This is a genomic window from Capnocytophaga sp. oral taxon 412 str. F0487 (assembly GCF_000271925.1).
Classification (GTDB): Bacteria; Bacteroidota; Bacteroidia; order Flavobacteriales; family Flavobacteriaceae; genus Capnocytophaga; species Capnocytophaga ochracea.
The window spans coordinates 67,220-82,124 of the sequence record NZ_AJZR01000022.1 but is presented as its reverse complement, the minus strand read 5'-3'; the positions used below and the strand labels follow the sequence as shown (position 1 = coordinate 82,124).

Sequence of the window (14,905 nt, the reverse complement as noted above, 5' to 3'; positions counted from 1 at the left end):
TAATTGAAAAACGACAAATTAAATTAAGATGTTACAAGAACTAAAATCTCGTAGTGGTAATTGTTGTGAGCTCTGTGGAGCTACTGAAAGCCTAAGTGTATATACAGTGCCTCCCGCTAGAAACGAAAGTACAGATGATAGCCTTTTGGTATGTGGTACTTGCCTTAGTCAAATACAAAATCCCGAAACGATGGATAGCAACCATTGGCGTTGCCTCAACGATAGTATGTGGAGCGAACACCGCCCTGTAAAGATAATGGCGTGGCGTCTCCTCAACCGACTCAAAAACGAAGGCTGGTCGCTCGACCTTCTCAATATGATGTATTTAGATGAGGAAGAATTGGCTTTTGCCCAGGCTTCCGACGACCATTTGGAAGAGAGCGAAAAGGTAATTCACAAAGATAGCAACGGAGCAGTACTCGCTAATGGTGATAACGTTGTGCTTATCAAAGACTTGAAAGTAAAAGGTACTAGTATGACAGCTAAACAAGGTACTGTTGTGCGCAAAATCACTCTCGACCCCGAAAATGCTGAATATATAGAAGGCAAAGTTGATGGACAACAAATCGTTATCCTCACTCAATACGTGAAAAAGGCATAATATTGTATGAGTTTACATCACAACTTTGTCAAAGTCTTTAACTTTGACAAAGTCTATAATATTAATAATCAATCTCTAAATCAATAAATTAACAAATGAAACAACTATTTACCATTCTTGCATTATGCTTCCTTAGCTTTGGCTATGCCCAAAAAGGAATGACTTTTACTCAAGCCCAAATGCCTTTGGCTACTGATAAAGATAATCCTGTTACCTCATTTGTACTGCCTGTAAAGCAAGGAACAGAGGTAAAAGAACTCTCTTTGCAGTTCAAAAGTAAAAAACTTAACCTTTCAGAACTCTCTGTTTATGTAGGTGCTAACGCTAAAAGAGAACAAGCAACACTTTTTGCTAAAACTTCGAATCTCAGTTGTAATACCAAACTACAAGGGAATTTCAAAGCTACTAATGATACCCTTTTTGTTTGGGTTTCTGCCCGTACTACTCAAAAACCAAACCTCTTACAAAAACTCTACTTATCAAAGATAAAACTCACCACTAATGAGGCTAAATTCACGCTTAATAATGCTAAAAAAGAAGGACAGCGTTTTGCTATTGCTCTTCGTCAGCGTAAACAAGACGGCATAGAATGCTACCGTATACCAGGGCTTGTAACCACTAATAAGGGTACGCTGATAACCGTTTACGACAATCGTTACAACAACTGCAAGGATTTGCAAGAAGATATCGATGTGGGAATGAGTCGCAGTACTGATGGCGGACAGACGTGGGAGCCAATGAAAAAAGTGATTGATATGGGCGAATGGGGAGGAAAACCTAACCGTCTTAATGGAGTGGGAGATCCTGCAGTTTTGGTAGATGAGCAAAACAATACTATTTGGGTGATGGGCTTGTGGCAGCACGGCTTAGATCCTCAAACAATGAGTTGGTGGGGCTCTAAAAGTGGAATGAATCCTGAGGAAACAGGACAAATAGTAGTAGTAAAAAGTGAAGACGATGGCAAAACGTGGAGTGAACCTATTAATATCACCTCTCAAATCAAAAATCCCGAATGGAGACTCTTTTTTCAAGGACCTGGCAGAGGTATCTCTATGAGCAATGGTACCTTGGTATTTGCAGGTCAGTTTAAGGATAAAGATCAAGTGCCTCATTCTACTATTATTTACAGTAAAGACCACGGCAAGACGTGGCACGTAGGTACAGGAGCCAAATCACACACTACCGAGTCGCAAGTGGTAGAACTCTCTGATGGTACGTTAATGCTCAATATGCGCGACGACCGCAATCGCTCTAATTATGAGCTTTCTGATAACTATCACGGGCGTTCAGTAGCAGTTACTGCCGATATGGGCAAAACGTGGATAGAGCACAACACCTCTCGCGCAGCCCTCACCGAGCCCAATTGTATGGCAAGTATCGTTTCTTATAAAGACAAAAAAGGTAAACAGTATTTATTCTTCTCTAATCCTAATGATGCAAAGAACAGAGTAAATATGACTATCAAAGTTAGTGATGATGAAGGTAATACTTGGTATAAACTACCTTCAGTATTGTTGTATGAGCAAGCAGCTATGGGCTATTCTTGTCTTACGGTAATAGATAATAAATACATAGGTATTCTTTACGAAGGTGATGGAGATTTATACTTCCAAAAAGTGCCTATCAAAGAGTTTATCAAGTAAAGCAAAAGAATTTGTAACCTTAATAGAGACGATACTCTTTATATCGTCTCTATTTGTTTGATTTAAAATACTCGAAAAATTTGCTTCGTATATAAAAAAAGAAGTACATTTGCACGCAACTAAATTCTCTTTTTTAAAATGAATTTCCAAGATAAAATTATTAATGAAGGATTTACCTATGATGATGTCCTTCTTATCCCCAATTATTCTGAGGTATTACCTCGCGAAGTGTCGATAACCTCACGTTTTACCCGTAATATCACCCTAAATGTGCCTATTATCTCAGCGGCTATGGACACTGTAACCGAAACTGCTATGGCTATAGCTATGGCACGTGAAGGAGGCATAGGGGTGCTCCATAAAAATATGACTATTGAGGAGCAAGCCAAACAAATACGCAAAGTAAAACGTGCCGAAAGCGGTATGATTATTGACCCTGTTACGCTTCCCTTAAACAGCAAGGTGAGTGATGCAAAACGCTGTATGAAAGAAAACAATATTGGCGGTATCCCCATTGTTGATGCTAACGGAATCTTAAAAGGCATTGTAACTAACCGCGATTTGCGCTTTGAACACGATAATAATCGCCCGATAACTGAAGTAATGACCTCTAAAAACCTTGTGATTGCCAACGAAGGCACTTCTATGAAGGAAGCTGAGGGTATTTTACAACGCAGTAAGGTAGAAAAACTCCCCGTAGTAGATAAAAACTACAAATTAGTAGGTCTTATTACTTTCCGAGACATTGCCAACTTGCAAGAAAAATCTATTTCTAACAAAGATAGCTTAGGACGCTTGCGCGTAGCAGCAGCCTTAGGCGTTACTACCGATGTAGTAGACCGCGCCGAAGCTCTTGTACAAGCAGGAGTTGATGCCGTAGTTATTGATACAGCTCACGGACATACAAAAGGCGTGGTGAACGCTCTTAAAGCCGTAAAAGGCAAGTTTACCGACTTAGAAGTAGTGGTAGGAAACATTGCCACTGCCGAGGCTGCCCTTTATTTAGCCGAAAATGGCGCCGATGCAGTGAAAGTAGGCATAGGTCCAGGCTCTATATGTACTACCAGAGTGGTGGCAGGCGTGGGTTATCCTCAATTATCAGCGGTGATGAACGTTGCAAACGCTCTTAAAGGCAAAGGAATCCCTGTGATTGCCGACGGAGGCATTCGCTACACCGGCGATATCGTAAAAGCCATCGCCGCAGGTGCCAATAGTGTGATGCTTGGCTCTCTGCTTGCTGGCACTAAGGAATCACCGGGGGAAACTATCATTTTTGAAGGTAGAAAATACAAATCTTATCGCGGTATGGGCTCGGTAGAAGCGATGAACCAAGGTAGTAAAGACCGCTATTTCCAAGATGTAGAAGACGACATCAAAAAACTTGTCCCCGAAGGCATTGTAGGGCGCGTGGCATACAAAGGCGAACTACAAGAAAGTATGCATCAATTCATCGGAGGCTTGCGCGCAGGTATGGGATACTGTGGAGCCAAGGATATTGAAACGTTGCAAGCCGTGAGTCGCTTTGTGCGCATCACTGCAAGCGGAATTACCGAAAGCCACCCCCATAATATTACCATCACCAAAGAAGCTCCTAATTATTCACGTTAATAAACAAATAAAACTTCCAAAAATGAGGCTGTCTGAAAAGATTAGACAGCCTCATTTATGTAATAAATAGCAAAAAAGTGCGTATCAGCAATATATTTTGTACTTTTGCCATTTGGTAAAACAAACTTATTAGACTCAATGGAAAACGGAATAGTAAATGATTACATTAATATTATAGAAGTATTCACTAAAAAAATACATCTATGGATTCAACTCTTCATCGATAAAACACCTAATATCGTTATAGCCTTATTAGTCTTTATTTTAGGTTTTTATCTTTCTAGACTTATCAAAAAAATAGCCATTCGTATCTTAGAAAAGCGTGGTGTAAAACCTTCTTCACGCATAATGCTTGGCAATATTATTTCTGTGTTGGTAGTTATTACCTTCTTTATGTTTTCGCTAAATATTTTAGACCTCGAAAATATGTTCAAAACCATTTTGGCAGGAGCAGGAGTAGCAGGTTTAGCTATCGGTTTGGCTTTACAAGGCACGCTTAGCAATACTTTTTCAGGCATTACCTTATCTTTTAGCAAGAGCATTCGCATAGGGCATCAAATTGAAACTATGGGCTATACAGGAACTATTGAAGATATAAATTTGCGTACTATCAAGCTTAAAATGGCTGACGGGAACTATGTGTCGATACCCAATAAGCTTATAGTAGACAATCCTATGAAAAATTATTCTGAAAGTGATACTGCCAATGTGTTAGTTACTTGTGGCGTAGGTTATGAATCGGATTTGGAGCAGGTGAAAATGCTTACTGAAACTACCATTCGGCAGATGATGAAACAAAAAGAGCTTGATACTACCATTTCTTTTTATTATACTGAGTTTGCTGATAGTTCTATCAATTTTATTGTGTATTTTACTATTCCTTCCAAGAAACTTTCTGAGTCTTTTCTGTATAAATCAGAAGCTATAATGGCTATCAAGAAGTGTTTTGATACACATAATATAAATATACCATTTCCTATTCGTACCATTCAGATGTATAAACAATAAAATTGAACCCAATGTTAAAAAGAATATCCCCATATAACCTTATAATGCTTTCGTTTATCGGCTTAATAGTCGTAGGAGCTTTGCTTTTGATGATGCCTTTTGCACATACGCCTCAGAAAGATATTTCTTTCCTCGAAGCACTTTTTACAGCTACTTCGGCGGTTACCGTTACGGGTCTTTCGGTGATAGATATAGGTGCGACCTTTACTATTTACGGAAAACTCATTTTATTAGTGCTTATTCAGTTTGGCGGATTGGGAGTGCTTACTATTTCCTCTGTTTTGGTGTTGCTTATTGCTAAACGTATTGGTTTTTATACTAAAAAAATAGTAGCCGAAGGGCTTAATCACAACAAAAGTTACGATATTTATGCCGTAACAAAGCGTGTGGTGTATATTACTTTGCTTTTTGAAGCTACGGGAGCACTGTGTTTGTTTGTTTCTTTCATTCAAGATTTCCCTTTCGGAAAAGCGTTATTCTTTTCAGTGTTTCACTCGGTATCGGCTTTTTGTAATGCAGGCGTTTCTTTGTTCCCTCATAGTTTCGAAGGTTATACCTACAATGCTTTTGTGAATATTATCATCGCTTTTTTGGTTATTTTTGGTGGTTTAGGCTTTACAACCATTATTCAAGCCTATGAATACCTGCGAAAAAAGAGACGAAGACTCGATATTAACTCACAATTTTCAATTTTGATGACAATAATATTGCTCGTTACAGGTACGCTCTTATTTTTTACCTTAGAATATAAAAATTATTACACACTTTATGGGAAAACTTTCTTTGGTCAGATGCTTATTAGCTTTTTTCACTCTGTAAGTTTGCGTACAGCAGGTTTCGATACGATTCCGTTGGAGCATTTAAGCAGTGCCACCATTCTTTTTTGCGTAACGTTTATGTTTATAGGGGCATCGCCAAACTCCACAGGTTCTGGCGTGAAAACTACTACTATTGGCATTTTATTTCTCGGTATTAAAACAGCATTACTCAATAAGAACTACATCGAATTTTCTAAGAGACGCATCTCTTGGAAACTCTTTAATAAAGCCTCAGCACTCGTGTTTATTGCGATGATGTATGTGCTTACAATGATTGTAATACTCACAGCCTTAGAACCCGATTTAGAATTTACAAAAATAGCTTTCGAACTCATTTCGGCATTCAGCACTTGCGGACTTTCTACCGGAATTACCTCACAATTAGGCAATAGTTCAAAATTTATTTTGATATTTACAATGTTTTTAGGCAGGGTAGGACCGCTTACCATTGCACTCGCCTTATCGAGACCACGTGCTGAAGGAAATTACAAATACCCAAAAGAAAATATTTTAATAGGATAGATTATGAAGAATTTTTTAGTCATAGGATTAGGGGAGTTTGGCAAATCGGTAGCCAAAACACTCTATAAAAACAAAGCCACTGTGCTAGCAATAGATTCTCGTGAGAGTGTTATCAAGCAAGCCCTCAATGAAAATATCATCGATGAAGCTGTGATTTTGGACGCTACCGATGAAATTGCGCTCAAAAACGTAGTGAAAGACGATTTCGACACTGCTTTTGTGAGCGTAGGCGATAATATTCAGGCGAGTATCCTTATTACTTTGCAGTTGAAGGATTTGGGGGTGAAGAACGTCATTTGTAAGGCTGTAAACCACACCCAAGAAAAGGTTTTATACAAAATAGGCGCTACGCAAGTAGTATTCCCAGAGGAATTAATGGGTGAAAAAGTAGCCTATTCCGTTTTGCGACCCACTATTATAGAATATTTTAAGTTTGCCGAAGATTATTTTATCTACGAAGTAAAAGTGCCTAAGAGCTATATAGGAAAATCGTTAATGGAACTCAATTTGCGACATAAGTATGAGATAAATATTTTGGCAGTAAAGCATTCCGATGGCAAAATGAACGTAACCCCCGACCCGAATGTCAAACTTAACAAAGACGACCTTTTAGTTATACTCTCCAATACCAATGTAATTGATAGAGTAGTATAAAAAAAGCTTTTTTATGCTAAAAAATAGCTTACAGAAGTAATATTTTTGATTATATGAGCAATGTTTATTATGGAAGATAATAGAATGATTTATAATTTAAATTAAGAGTATATGGATTCAAATAATAATAAATGTATCATATCTGATAGTAATGCTATGACGAGAAAAAGATAAATGCTAAAAGAAAACACTTTCTTTTGGCGTTTTTGAGTAAAATTTTATTATATTGGTTAAGCATTTGCACAATTCATTTATTTGCTGTACTTTTGTATCATCATAAAAACAAATTATGTTACGAAATAATTATCAAGAAGAAACTTTTGCCGAAGGTGATGTAATGGAACTTTTGGAAGATGAATGTCATCTCATTTTATACAATGATGATGTCAATACTTTCGACCACGTTATCGATACCTTAGTAAAGGTTTGTCATCACACCTTTGAACAAGCCGAGCAATGCGCTATTATTGTGCATTTCAAAGGAAAGTGCGATGTAAAATCAGGAAGTTATGATTTTCTAAAACCGCTCTGCACTGCACTTCTTGATGCGGGACTCTCTGCTGAAATAGAAGAAGCATAATTTTTTTATTCTAAATTATTTGTTTTTAACGTTTAATTATTCACTAAAATCGTGGAACTAAAACTATCAAAACCTATTTGTTTTTTTGACCTTGAAACTACGGGTATCGATATTATCAAAGACCGCATTGTTGAAATATCTATCTTAAAAGTCTACCCCAATGGCAATAAAGAAAGCAAAACGTGGTTGGTAAACCCTACTATTCCTATCCCCAAAGCTGCCTCAGATGTGCACGGCATTACCGATGAACGCGTTGCAGGGGAACCTACTTTTAAAGAGCTTGCCAAGCAAATCCATAATATGATAAAAGATTCCGACCTTGCTGGCTACAATTCCGACCGCTTTGATATTCCTTTGCTTGCCGAAGAAATGTTGCGTGCCGAAGTAGATTTTGATTTGGGAAACCGCGTATCGGTAGATATACAAACTATTTTTCACAAAATGGAACAGCGCACCCTTTCGGCAGCCTATAAATTCTATTGTGGTAAAGACCTTATTGATGCGCATACGGCTTCGGCAGATACCAATGCCACTTATGAAATCCTCAAAGCCCAGCTCGACCGTTATGACAACTTAGAGAACAACATCAAAAAGCTCAGCGAGTTTACTTATCGCAAACAAATAGCCGACTTTGCTGGTTTTATTGGTTATAATGACAAAGGCGAAGAAATCTTTACCTTTGGGAAACACAAAGGTAAACGTGTAAAAGATATTTTTGACGAAGAACCAGGATATTTTGGTTGGCTTCTCGGTGCCGACTTCCCGTTGTATACCAAAAAAATCCTTACGGCTATCAAACTCCGCAAATTATCGGCTACTATTAAATAGATTTTTGAAAAACCTCTTTTGTTTTTTGCTATGGAAACAAACATCGACTTAGAAGAAGAAAACAAAGCCATTGCGCGTGAGTATAAAGAACTCTTGCGTATCAGCTATCAAACCCTGAGTGATGAAGATAAAAAGCTCATTCGCTTAGCGTTTGACACCGCTGTTGATGCACACAAAAACCAACGCCGAAAAAGCGGAGAACCTTACATTTTTCACCCTATTGCCGTAGCTAAAATTGTCGCTTCACAAATAGGATTAGACGCCATAGCCATTGCGTCGGCTTTGTTACACGATGTAGTAGAAGATACCGACTATACGATTGAAGATATGGAACGGCTTTTTGGTAAAACTGTAGCTCATATTGTAGAAGGACTTACCAAAATTTCGAGTATGAGCCGTGAAAATGACATCTCTTTACAAGCCGAGAACTTCCGAAAGCTCCTTCTTACAATGAATGACGATGTGCGTGTGATTCTCATAAAAATTGCCGACAGACTCCACAATATGCAAACAATGGATTCGATGGCAGACTATAAACAAGCCAAAATAGCTTCGGAAACACTCTATATTTATGCACCTATTGCTCACCGCATTGGTTTGTATAACATCAAAACAGAATTAGAAGACCTCGCCCTTAAATACACTGACCCCGAACGCTACAATAGTATCCTAAACAAAATGGAGGAATCCAAAGAAGAACAACAGGAATACATTGAAGCGTTTACCAAAATCGTAGAAACTTCTTTGACGCAACAAAAAATTGATTATTCCATCAAAGGGCGACCCAAATCAATCTATTCTATTTACAGAAAAATGGAATCGCAAGGCGTGAGTTTTGAAGAAGTTTACGATAAATTTGCGATTCGCATCATCTATAAAAGTGAACCAGCCGAAGAAAAGTTTTTGGCTTGGAAAATATACTCTATTGTTACCGACCACTTCCGTCCCAATCCCACCCGATTGCGCGATTGGATTTCCTCACCCAAATCTACAGGTTACGAAGCCTTACACATTACCGTAATGGGTCCAAAAGGCAAATGGGTAGAGGTGCAAATACGCAGCGAACGTATGCACGAAATCGCCGAAAAAGGTTATGCAGCCCATTTTAAGTATAAACACGGCGACCAAAAAGAAGAAGGCATCGAAATGTGGCTTAATAGGTTACAAGAAATCTTTGAAAACAGCGAGGCAAATGCGGTGGACTTTGTAGAAGATTTCAAACTCAACTTGTATTCCAAAGAGATTTTCGTCTTTACCCCTAATGGCGAGATAAAATCCCTCCCGAAAGGCGCAACACCCTTAGATTTTGCTTTTTATATCCATACAGGAGTGGGCTTAAAAACGCGGGGAGCTAAAGTAAACAATAAATTAGTGCCCTTAAACTATGTGTTAAAGAGTGGCGAAACGGTGGAAATCATCACTGCCGAAAATGTAAAACCTACTAAAAACTGGCTTAACTATGCCACCACAGCCAAAGCACGTAGTAAGATAAAAAATGCTTTAAAAGAAGAGACAAAAACTGTCGCCGCCGAAGGAAAAGAGATTTTAGTACGAAAATTAAAACAATTGAAGATTACTCTCAACGAAGAAGTGATGAATGAGATGGTGAGTTACTTCAAAACAAAGACGAGCTTAGATATTTACTATCAAGCAGGCACGGGAGAAATCAGCAACCAAATGCTGAAAGACTTTGTATCGCATCGCACGTCTTTCTTTGGCTTATTCAAAAATAAAGCAGTAAAAAAAACTATCGACGAACCCATTTATTCGCCCAACGTTCACTATGATAGCATTGTGTTTGGCAAAGAAGAAGAATCGTTAGACTATACTTTTTCAAAATGTTGCAATCCTATCCCTGGTGATCCCATTTTTGGGTTCGTTACTATCAACGAAGGGGTGAAAGTACACAAAAAAACTTGCCCGAATGCTATTTCGATGCAATCGAATTACGCTTATCGTATCATTCAAGCCAAATGGGTAAAATCTGATGAAAGAGATTTCAAAGTGAGTCTTAAAATTAGTGGTATTGACCGCGATGGACTCATCAGCGATATCTCAAAAGTGATTTTGGATAGCAAATTTGTAAAACTTACCAACATTAATATTGATACCGAAGGCAATGTATTCAGCGGGAAAGTCTCTATTTCTATCAACAATAATGCTACTTTAAAGAAATTGATGCAAGATATTAAGAACATTAAAGGAGTAGATAAAGTAAACAGACTCTAATATGCGAAAATTAGCAAATAGTGAGCTCAATAGGTTGGATATTGAGCAATTTAAGAAGGCAGAAAAGGCACCTTTAATAGTAATTTTGGATAATGTGAGAAGTTTGAACAATATAGGTTCTGTTTTTCGCACTTGCGATGCTTTTTTAATTGAAAAGATATACCTCTGTGGGATTACCGCCACTCCTCCAAACAAAGAGATTCACAAAACAGCTTTGGGTGCGACTGATAGTGTAGCGTGGGAATATGAAGAAAATACACTTTCGGCAGTAGAAAAGCTAAAAGAGCAAGGTGCCTATATTATTAGCATTGAGCAAGCTGAAAATTCCACAATGCTGAATGATTTTCAGCCTAACGGAAAGCAAAAATATGCTATTATCTTTGGCAACGAGGTAAAAGGAGTGGAACAAGAAGTGGTTTCAGCTTCTGATGAGGTGATAGAAATCCCACAGTATGGTACTAAACATTCTCTGAATATTTCGGTAAGTGCAGGAATTGCTATTTGGGAGTTAGCAATGAAGCTCAAGAAGCATATAATGTTATAAAAATAGAAATGATAAACAAAAAGCCTGATAACATATTGTTATCAGGCTTTTTTTGTAGAGCGGGAGACGAGGTTCGAACTCGCGACATTCAGCTTGGAAGGCTGACGCTCTACCAACTGAGCTACTCCCGCAATTACAATGATATAAATAATTTTTCGAGTGCAAATATACGGGCATTTGCTATTATATTCCAAATTTTTTAAAACTTTTTTATTGTATTTTCTGTAAATAAAAAAGTAAAGACTTATAAATCAATGATTATTTTTCTCATTACTTTTCTTCTGATAAAGATAAAGACAAACGAATGAAGATAAAATTTTATGTAAAGTCTTTAAATGTATATTTATACTGATTTTTATCTTTATTTATAAGTAGCTAAACTTTCTAAAAGTAGCGAAACAAGTTCTTTATGACTGATTTTCATTGTGGAACTTGCAATACTGATAGGAGCTCCATACATTTTCGGACTGTTGGTAAAGATTTCTATGGTTGTCATTTTATTTCTCAATGGTTTTCTTGCTTAAATATTTTTCTTTTATATACTTGCTGACTTTGTGATAATAGAATGAAAGAATTAAAATACCTATCACAAAGGCAATAGCACCTATCACAGCTTGGGTAGGGTTTAAGCTTTTATGAAGATAATAATCTAAGTTGAAATATGGAATAAAGTAATAGAGCGCAATACTGTGAATGATGTAAATAGAAAGGGTGTTTTGCCCTATACGTTGTAAAAAATGGGCAGTAAGTACATTTCGTAAGATTACAAACACAGCAAATGTCCAAAGAGTGTCACCCATTCTCAAAAAAAGAAAGCCATTGCGTGCTAAACTTTCAAAGTGTCCCCACCCTGTAATGCTGTATAAGAAGTGAAATGTGTGATATTGGAAGTGAAAAATGGCTCCGATGCCAATAAGTAGTAGTGTATATACTGTATATAAGTGTTTGGTGTTTCTGTAATAGTAAAATAGCGATCCCATAAAGCCTCCTAAGGTTACAAAGCCTAACCACGGAAAAATAGTAAAGAAAGTACCGTATTTCGGAGTGAAGTAATTGGCTACTACTTGGGGTAACCAAGAGTATTCATATTGGTTATAGGTCTCGTTGAAGGTGAAAAGTAGTAAAGTAATGCCGATAAGCATTGTAGGAAGGAAATGCCTCACGTGATTTCTGGCTAATAAGTAGAGCCCCACCATTATGATGAGAGCTAACCCTATACAATGCAAAATATCTACGAAATAAATGCTTTTCCGCAAAATACACGCCACTGCTATAAGCATTAATCCTCGTTTTGCTCCTTTCTTCACACGTGGGTTCTTGAGTCCTACACCACTGCGTTCGCCTTCTCGAATGAGCAAATAGGTAAAGATAAAGCCTGAAATGGTAAGGAATACAGGTGCGGTAATACCTGTGAAATAATGCCAAATATGATAGTAAGGGTTATTTTCGTCACAGTATGATTCAGCAAGTAAAGCGGTGATAAAATGTCCTTGTAACATCATACAGATGGCATAAGCGCGTATTACATCGATAAATATCAGTCGTTGTTTCATTATATTTTTATAGTCTATTATCTATGGTCTATTTTTCCTTTTGTAGTGGGGGTGGTTCTTATTTCTATATATAATACTAAGTATCTTAAAACGCATTTCTATTTAGGTAACAGACAAAATGTAGTGCAAAGGTATAACAAATTTCCCATATACCCAAAATAAAAACATTGGCAAAGCTCCTCGCTCTGCCAATGTTTTTATAATGTATTACTTATTGTCTTATTTGTTCAAATCTTCCAATACTTTCACAGCTTCGTCTATATATACATCTTTTTCAAGACTTTCGTGCCAACGATCACGACGTAATTTTAGGTCTTCACTGTTTTTTATTTTAGCCTCATCAGAAGCCACTGAACTAAATTTCAAGTTAGATTTATAATCGTTAATTGCTTTGAACTTTTTAGATTGCTCTTCGTTTTTCTCAATTATTTTTTTGTAAGCTTCGTAGTTGAGAGGAAAAACATTGTCTTTCTGTTGCTGTTTTATCCATCGAGCGTTTTCGTCAATCAGCTTTAAGTATTGATTTTCACTGATACGTTTTTTGCTGTTTTCTATTGCCTTATCAAAGTTAGCATTGTTAGTCCAAGGAGTGTACTTAGCAGGCTCTATTTTATCCCAAGGCATAGCGTTGGGCATATCGCGTTCGCCTATGTCAATATATTTGTATTTATCAGGCACTACGATATCGCTTTCTACACCTTTTAGCTGGGTAGACCCTCCGTTGATACGATAGAACTTCTGAATCGTAATTTTTATAGCACCAAGGTCGCCGTAATTGTTTTGGCGCAAGAAACTATTAAGGTCTACAAAACTTTGTACGGTACCTTTACCAAAGGTTTGTTTACCACCTATGATGATAGCGCGTTTGTAGTCTTGCATAGCCGCTGCCAAAATCTCTGAGGCTGATGCCGAAAGCTCATTGGTAAGGATTACCAGCGAACCGTCCCATTGTGTTTTAGGGTCGTTGTCAGAGAGCACATCACGACTTCCGCGTGACGATTTTACCTGTACAATAGGCCCCTTAGGAATAAATAAACCTCCTATATCCACTACTGTTTTTAAGGAGCCCCCTCCATTGGTACGTAAATCTACAATAAGCCCGTCTATATTCTCTTTTTTGAGCTTTTCTATTTCAAGAGCCACATCAGTTGCAGCATTGCGTTGGTTTACATCTTCAAAATCAATATAGAATTTAGGTAAGTTGATAAGTCCATAGCGTTTACCATTAGCAGTTATCACTGCCGATTTGGCATAAGTTTCTTCAATCTCTACCACATCGCGAATGATAGACACTACTTCTATTGTGCCGTCTACGCGTTTTACGGTAAGGCGTACTTCAGTGCCCTTAGGTCCTTTAATAAGTTTTACCGCATCGTCTAAACGCATTCCTACTACATCTACGGGCTCACCGGCTCCTTGTGCTACTTTTAGGATTTGGTCGCCTACTTCAAGGAGTTTACCTTTCCATACTGGCCCTCCCAAAATCACATTGGTAATAGCAATTCCATCAGTCTTCTTTTGTAATTGTGCCCCTATACCTTCAAACTTACCCGACATATCTCGGTCGAAACCTTCTTTGATGTCTGGTGCCATATAGTTGGAGTGGGGGTCGAAAGTCTCAGTAATAGCGTTCACAAACATACTGAACCACTCTTCACGAGTGATGTCGTTGTACATACTGAACATATCAGCCAATGTCTTTTGAGTAGCTTCTATCGATTCTTTTTTCAGTACCTCATTGGTTTTAGGCTGATATTTAGCGTCCTTTTCTTTCTTGCTCGCTTCTTCCTTTTGTTTAGTGATATAAGTAGAAAGCGTAGTGAAAATAATTACTTGTTTCCAGCGGTTTTGTAACTCAGCTTTGTTCTTTACAAAAGGCAACTTCTCATAGTCGGTATTAATCGTTTCATTGGTATTCAGGTTGATAGGTTTAGCAAAGATAGCTTTGGTAATTGCTTCTGCTTCTTTCATACGTTGTTTGAGGCGTTCGTAAGAAAGATTGAAGAATGCAATTTCTCCGTTTTTCAAATCGTCGTCCAAACGGTTTTCGTACTTTTTAAACTCGTTGATATCCGATTGTAGAAAATAACGCTTCTGCCCATCAATATTATTCAAATAACTGTCAAATACTTTCTTAGAGAAAGCATCGTCCATTTTTATCGGACTAAAATGCGCATTTTCCAGTACGTGTTGTACAATGTCCAAAAGCACTCTATCCTTGTCTTTATCTGGATTGTCAAATTTCTTACTTGTAAAACTACAAGACGCAAATGAAATAAATAATAAAAATAATACTGCTGAAATATTTTTCATTCTA

13 protein-coding genes and 1 tRNA gene are annotated in these 14,905 nt (G+C 37.6%); 10 read left to right on the top strand and 4 right to left on the bottom strand.

Annotation, left to right across the window (positions count from 1 at the left end; genetic code table 11):
- Positions 1-28: 28 nt before the first annotated feature.
- The 10 genes from HMPREF1321_RS03450 to HMPREF1321_RS03405 all read left to right on the top strand — a co-directional run bounded on the left by HMPREF1321_RS03450 (position 29) and on the right by HMPREF1321_RS03405 (position 11,035).
- On the top strand, positions 29-601 hold the full coding sequence (locus HMPREF1321_RS03450; protein WP_009421356.1) for a PhnA domain-containing protein: 573 nt from the start codon (positions 29-31) through the stop codon (positions 599-601).
- A gap of 95 nt (positions 602-696) precedes the next feature.
- Positions 697-2,244 carry a sialidase family protein gene (locus tag HMPREF1321_RS03445; protein WP_009421390.1) on the top strand — a complete coding sequence of 516 codons (1,548 nt, stop codon included), beginning with the start codon at positions 697-699 and terminating at the stop codon, positions 2,242-2,244.
- Between the two features lie 138 nt (positions 2,245-2,382).
- Entirely contained in the window at positions 2,383-3,852 is a 1,470-nt protein-coding gene (gene guaB, locus HMPREF1321_RS03440) for an IMP dehydrogenase (RefSeq protein WP_009421372.1), read from the top strand.
- Positions 3,853-3,990: 138 nt separating this feature from the next.
- Entirely contained in the window at positions 3,991-4,860 is an 870-nt protein-coding gene (locus HMPREF1321_RS03435; protein ID WP_009421327.1) for a mechanosensitive ion channel family protein, read from the top strand.
- A gap of 11 nt (positions 4,861-4,871) precedes the next feature.
- Positions 4,872-6,200 (top strand): TrkH family potassium uptake protein, encoded by a 1,329-nt coding sequence (locus HMPREF1321_RS03430; protein ID WP_034575618.1) that lies wholly within the window; start codon positions 4,872-4,874, stop codon positions 6,198-6,200.
- A 3-nt stretch (positions 6,201-6,203) separates the two neighbouring features.
- Positions 6,204-6,854, top strand: a complete 651-nt coding sequence (locus HMPREF1321_RS03425) for a potassium channel family protein (protein ID WP_009421322.1) — start codon at positions 6,204-6,206, stop codon at positions 6,852-6,854.
- 289 nt (positions 6,855-7,143) lie between these two features.
- On the top strand, positions 7,144-7,434 hold the full coding sequence (locus HMPREF1321_RS03420; protein WP_009421335.1) for an ATP-dependent Clp protease adaptor ClpS: 291 nt from the start codon (positions 7,144-7,146) through the stop codon (positions 7,432-7,434).
- Positions 7,435-7,485: 51 nt separating this feature from the next.
- Entirely contained in the window at positions 7,486-8,262 is a 777-nt protein-coding gene (locus tag HMPREF1321_RS03415; RefSeq protein ID WP_009421326.1) for a 3'-5' exonuclease, read from the top strand.
- A gap of 30 nt (positions 8,263-8,292) precedes the next feature.
- Positions 8,293-10,491 carry a RelA/SpoT family protein gene (locus HMPREF1321_RS03410; RefSeq protein ID WP_034575613.1) on the top strand — a complete coding sequence of 733 codons (2,199 nt, stop codon included), beginning with the start codon at positions 8,293-8,295 and terminating at the stop codon, positions 10,489-10,491.
- Between the two features lies 1 nt (position 10,492).
- On the top strand, positions 10,493-11,035 hold the full coding sequence (locus HMPREF1321_RS03405) for an RNA methyltransferase (protein WP_009421328.1): 543 nt from the start codon (positions 10,493-10,495) through the stop codon (positions 11,033-11,035).
- Between the two features lie 58 nt (positions 11,036-11,093).
- On the opposite strand, the gene HMPREF1321_RS03400 is transcribed toward HMPREF1321_RS03405, so the two are convergent.
- From HMPREF1321_RS03400 to HMPREF1321_RS03390, 4 genes are all read right to left on the bottom strand, one after another.
- Positions 11,094-11,166 (bottom strand) — tRNA-Gly (locus HMPREF1321_RS03400).
- Positions 11,167-11,396: 230 nt separating this feature from the next.
- Positions 11,397-11,531: a hypothetical protein gene (locus HMPREF1321_RS12325; RefSeq protein ID WP_009421344.1), complete on the bottom strand. Its 135-nt coding sequence runs from the start codon at positions 11,529-11,531 to the stop codon at positions 11,397-11,399.
- A gap of 1 nt (position 11,532) precedes the next feature.
- Complete coding sequence (locus HMPREF1321_RS03395) at positions 11,533-12,588, bottom strand: heparan-alpha-glucosaminide N-acetyltransferase domain-containing protein (RefSeq protein ID WP_009421366.1); 1,056 nt, start codon at positions 12,586-12,588, stop codon at positions 11,533-11,535.
- A 219-nt stretch (positions 12,589-12,807) separates the two neighbouring features.
- Positions 12,808-14,901, bottom strand: a complete 2,094-nt coding sequence (locus HMPREF1321_RS03390) for a carboxy terminal-processing peptidase (RefSeq protein ID WP_009421352.1) — start codon at positions 14,899-14,901, stop codon at positions 12,808-12,810.
- Between the last annotated feature and the right edge of the window lie 4 nt (positions 14,902-14,905).